Annotated in this window: 4 protein-coding genes and 1 pseudogene; 1 reads left to right on the plus strand and 4 read right to left on the minus strand. The window is 67.4% G+C overall.

What is annotated here, in order from left to right:
* Positions 1-915 (plus strand): IS3 family transposase (locus tag ACZ7M3_RS52655; RefSeq protein WP_472073938.1); only part of this gene is annotated, 915 nt, incomplete at its 5' end.
* Between the two features lie 43 nt (positions 916-958).
* Here ACZ7M3_RS52655 and ACZ7M3_RS52660 read toward each other — a convergent pair.
* The 4 genes and pseudogenes from ACZ7M3_RS52660 to ACZ7M3_RS52675 form a co-directional block, all read right to left on the minus strand.
* Positions 959-1,249: pseudogene (locus ACZ7M3_RS52660) on the minus strand (integrase core domain-containing protein); the annotation flags it as partial.
* Positions 1,250-1,280: 31 nt separating this feature from the next.
* Complete coding sequence (locus tag ACZ7M3_RS52665) at positions 1,281-2,630, minus strand: IS30 family transposase (protein WP_472073940.1); 1,350 nt, start codon at positions 2,628-2,630, stop codon at positions 1,281-1,283.
* Positions 2,631-2,682: 52 nt separating this feature from the next.
* Positions 2,683-3,288, minus strand: a complete 606-nt coding sequence (locus tag ACZ7M3_RS52670; RefSeq protein WP_472073941.1) for an IS3 family transposase — start codon at positions 3,286-3,288, stop codon at positions 2,683-2,685.
* The gene (locus tag ACZ7M3_RS52675) at positions 3,285-3,563 is read right to left on the minus strand and encodes a transposase (RefSeq protein ID WP_012998098.1); all 279 of its coding nucleotides are present in this window, start codon (positions 3,561-3,563) and stop codon (positions 3,285-3,287) included. The genes ACZ7M3_RS52670 and ACZ7M3_RS52675 overlap by 4 nt, the downstream gene beginning before the upstream one ends.
* Between the last annotated feature and the right edge of the window lie 180 nt (positions 3,564-3,743).

Consider the following 3,743-nt stretch of genomic DNA (forward strand, 5'->3'; position numbering starts at 1 on the left):
GGCGAAGTTCCTCGGCGAGGACAAGCCGGCCCCAAAAGGCTCTACCCGGTGATCGACCGACTCGTCGATGCCGGGGCACCGGTCGACAGGTGCTGTCGGATCCTTGGCGTCGCCCGGCAGAACTACTACAAGCACAAGCGCACACCGACCACTCCACGGCAGCTACGGCGGGACTGGCTGACCGGGCTGATCCGAGAGGTTCACCTCGCTTCCCGCGGCACTTACGGCTACCGGCGCATCCACGCCGAGCTCACCCTGGGCATGGGCATCCGGGTCTGCTCCAGGACCGTGTCGGTGCGGATGACGCAGGCCGGGATCCACGGCCTGCCCGGACCGGTGCGCATCAAGCGGCTGCGTGGCATCGTCACCGCCGAGGACCTGGTCAATCGCAAGTTCCATCGGTTGCGCCCCGACGAGCTGTGGGTCACCGACATCACGCAGCACCGCACCAGGGAAGGGTGGGTCTACTGCGCGGCGGTCCTGGATGCGTTCAGCCGCAGGATCGTGGGCTGGTCCATCGACTCACGGCAGGACTCCACCCTCGTGGTCAACGCGCTGGACATGGCCATCCGCAACCGCCGCCCCGAGCCGGGCGGGATCGTTCACGCCGATCACGGCACCCAGTTCACCTCCTGGGTTTTCGGGGAATGGATCCGCTCCGCCGGCCTCCTGCCGTCGTTCGGCACCGTCGGGGACGGCCTGGACAACGCGATGATGGAGTCGTTCTGGTCCTCGATGCAGATCGAGCTGCTCAACCGCATGCACTGGAAGACCCGGGTCGAACTGGCCAACGCGATCTTCGAGTACATCGAGATCTTCTACAACCGCCAGAGGCGACACTCAGCACTGGGCTACCGCACCCCCATCGAGTACGAACTACTCTCCGAGAACGACACCGTCCCGGCTGTCAGTTAGCCACCGAGCCTGGAGCCCAAACGGTGGGGCAGGTCAGGTTCGGTCACGCGGCCCGGCAGGCCGGTGTGGTCATGACGGTCTCGAATTCGACGGGGGTCAGCCGGCCGAGCGAGGCTTGTCTGCGGCGCCGGTGGTAGGTCCGCTCGATCCAGGTCACGATCGCGATCCGCAGTTCCTCACGGGTGGCCCACTGCCGGCGGTCGAGGACGTTCTTCTGCAGCAGACTGAAGAAGGACTCCATGGCCGCGTTGTCGCCTGCCGCCCCGACCCTCCCTATCGAACCGGTGATCCGGTGCCGGTCGAGCGCCTGGACGAACTTGCGGGACCGGAACTGACCAGGTTCAACCAGTGGATGCAACACCGGCTTATGTGGTCGATAGTAGATGGTCGTTGAGGGCTTCGGCGGGTGTCTTCCAGCCGAGGCTCTTGCGAGGGCGACTGTTGAGGGTGGCAGCGACCGCCTCGACATCCTCCGCTGCCCACCGGGAAAGGTCAGTGCCCTTCGGGAAGTATTGGCGCAACAGGCCGTTCGTGTTCCTGTTGGTGCCGCGCTGCCAGGGACTGTGCGGGTCGGCGAAGTAGACCGGGACGCCGGTCTCGATCGTGAACTGGGCGTGTGCCGACAGCTCCTTGCCGCGGTCCCAGGTCAGCGACCGCCATAGTTGCCCGGGCAGAGTGCCGACTGTGGCCGCAAGCGCATGTTTCATCGTCACCGCGCCATAGCCGGCCAGCGGCGGCCCGTTCTTGGTACGCGGGACGATGCCGTAGCCGTCCTGGCGGGGCAGGTGGACGAGCAGCGTGAATCGGGTTGTCCGCTCAACCAGCGTGCCGATCGCCGATCGCTCCAGTCCGATCAGGAGGTCGCCCTCCCAATGTCCCGGTACGGCTCGGTCGTCGGCCTCGGTTGGCCGCTCGCTGATCAGTACCTCGGGCGTGACGTGGGCCCATGACTTCCGTTTGGATCGGGCCCGGGGCACGCGCAAGGCCCTGCCGGTGCGCAGGCAGGCGACGAGCTCGCGCTTGAGCGCTCCCCAGCCTTCGATGAACAGGGCCTGGTAGATAGCCTCGTGGCTGATCCGCATGGACTCATCATCCGGGAAGTCGACCTTCAGCCGGTTCGCAATCTGCTCCGGGCTCCACGCCATGAACCACTGGCGGTCGCCGCGGTGCGGCTTGTTCCTTCCTTTCCAGCCCGTGCCCTTCGGCCCCAGTGCCGTCCCGTCCGGGCGGCTGACCTGGCCCGAGAGCCTTTCCTGGACGTAGTCGCGCAGTCGGTCGTTCGCGGCCAGTTTCGCTGTCTTCGGACGCTGAGACACAAGATCGGCCTTCCACTGCGCGACCGACGCCCGGTAGTCCAACCGGCCGCCACGGGTCGCGGCGTTGCGGCGTAGCTCCCGGGACACTGTCGAGCAATCCCGGCCAAGACGTCGCGCGGTCTCCCGGACTCCGATGCCCTGCGCCTTCAGGATCGCGATCTCTTCACGCTCGTGAAAGGACAGGTACCGGCCGGACTGCGGGGCAAGATCCATCGGTGGCATGCCGCCACCGTGCCGGAACCACCTGCAACCCGCTGCCTGGGATACGCCGACTGCAGCTGCCGCCTCCTCGGCGAGCAGCCCCTTCGCGATCTCTCGCCAGAACTGACGTTCGACCTCCCGTCGAAGCGCTGGCGCACCCGGGGACTTCATCGGCGACCGCCCGGTCAACGCCGCCATCCACCCTGCTGGCCTGCCCATCAACACCTCCAAGATCGAGGTGTTGCAACGATCAGTTGAATCCGCCCTGACAGCCGTGGTCGGCGTGGTGAATGAGCTTGCCCGGCTCGACCTCGCGGGACGCGAGCGCGTACTCCAGCGTGGTCAGGACCAGGTCGGCGTCGGCGCGGGCGGAGGTCTCCCACGCGACCACCCGGCGGGAGAAGGCGTCCCGGATCGCGGAGAGCCACAACGGTCCCTCGCCGGTGGAGACCATCGTGAGGTCGGTGACCCACAACCGGTTCGGCGCCGGTGCGGTGAAGTCCCGGTTGACCAGGTCCGGGGCGAGGCTGGCCTTGGGATCGCGGCGCGTGAAGCCCTTCCGCCGCGGGCTGATCCCCGCGATGTCGGCCTCGCGCATCAGGCGCTCGACCCGCTTGCGGCCCACGCGTGTGCCCTCGCGTCTGAGGACGGCGTGCACGCGCGGCGAGCCGTAATTGCCGCCGGACTCCGCGTGGATCTCCTTGATCCGCTCGGCCAGTTCGACGTCGCGGCGTCGCCGTTCGCACGGTTCCTTCTCCGCGCGGCGCCGGCGGTAGTAGGTGGAGGAGGGGATGTGCAGTTCCCGCAGGACGCACTCGACTCCCAGGCGGGGATGCTCGTCAACGAGCGCCGTCACCTGGGCCGGGTCGGGTCGAGTTGCGCCGCGAAAAAAGCCGAGGCCGTCCGCAGGACGTCGTTTGCCCGCTTGAGCTGGGCGTTCTCCTTGCGCAGGGCCGCGAGCTCGGCGCGTTCGTCGGTGGTGAGACGGTCGTCGCGTTCGCCGGCGTCCGCCTCGGCCTGGCGGATCCAGCCGCGCAGGGCCTCGGGGTGCACGCCGAGGTCGACGGCCAGCTTCTTGATCTGCGGCTTCGGCTCGGTGGTGCGGTACATCCGTACCGCACGCTCACGCAACTCGAGCGAGTATTTCCGGGGTGCGCGATGGTCACAGGTCCTCTCATGAGTCCCATCTGACCCGCTGTCAACTTCCTCCGCATCTCGGGGGTGCCTCTGTGTCTTGTCAAGGTGTGGGATGGGCTCTCCGTTCGTCGGCGAGCATGACCTTCCAGATGTGATCGGCCAGCCGACGCTTCA

Source organism: Streptomyces sp. NPDC111656 (assembly GCF_055656965.1).

What these genes read in the sequence shown, in the direction of transcription:
- ACZ7M3_RS52665 (WP_472073940.1), bottom strand. Translation starts at nt 2,630, where the DNA reads ATGGCGGCGTTGACCGGGCGGTCGCCGATGAAGTCCCCGGGTGCGCCA.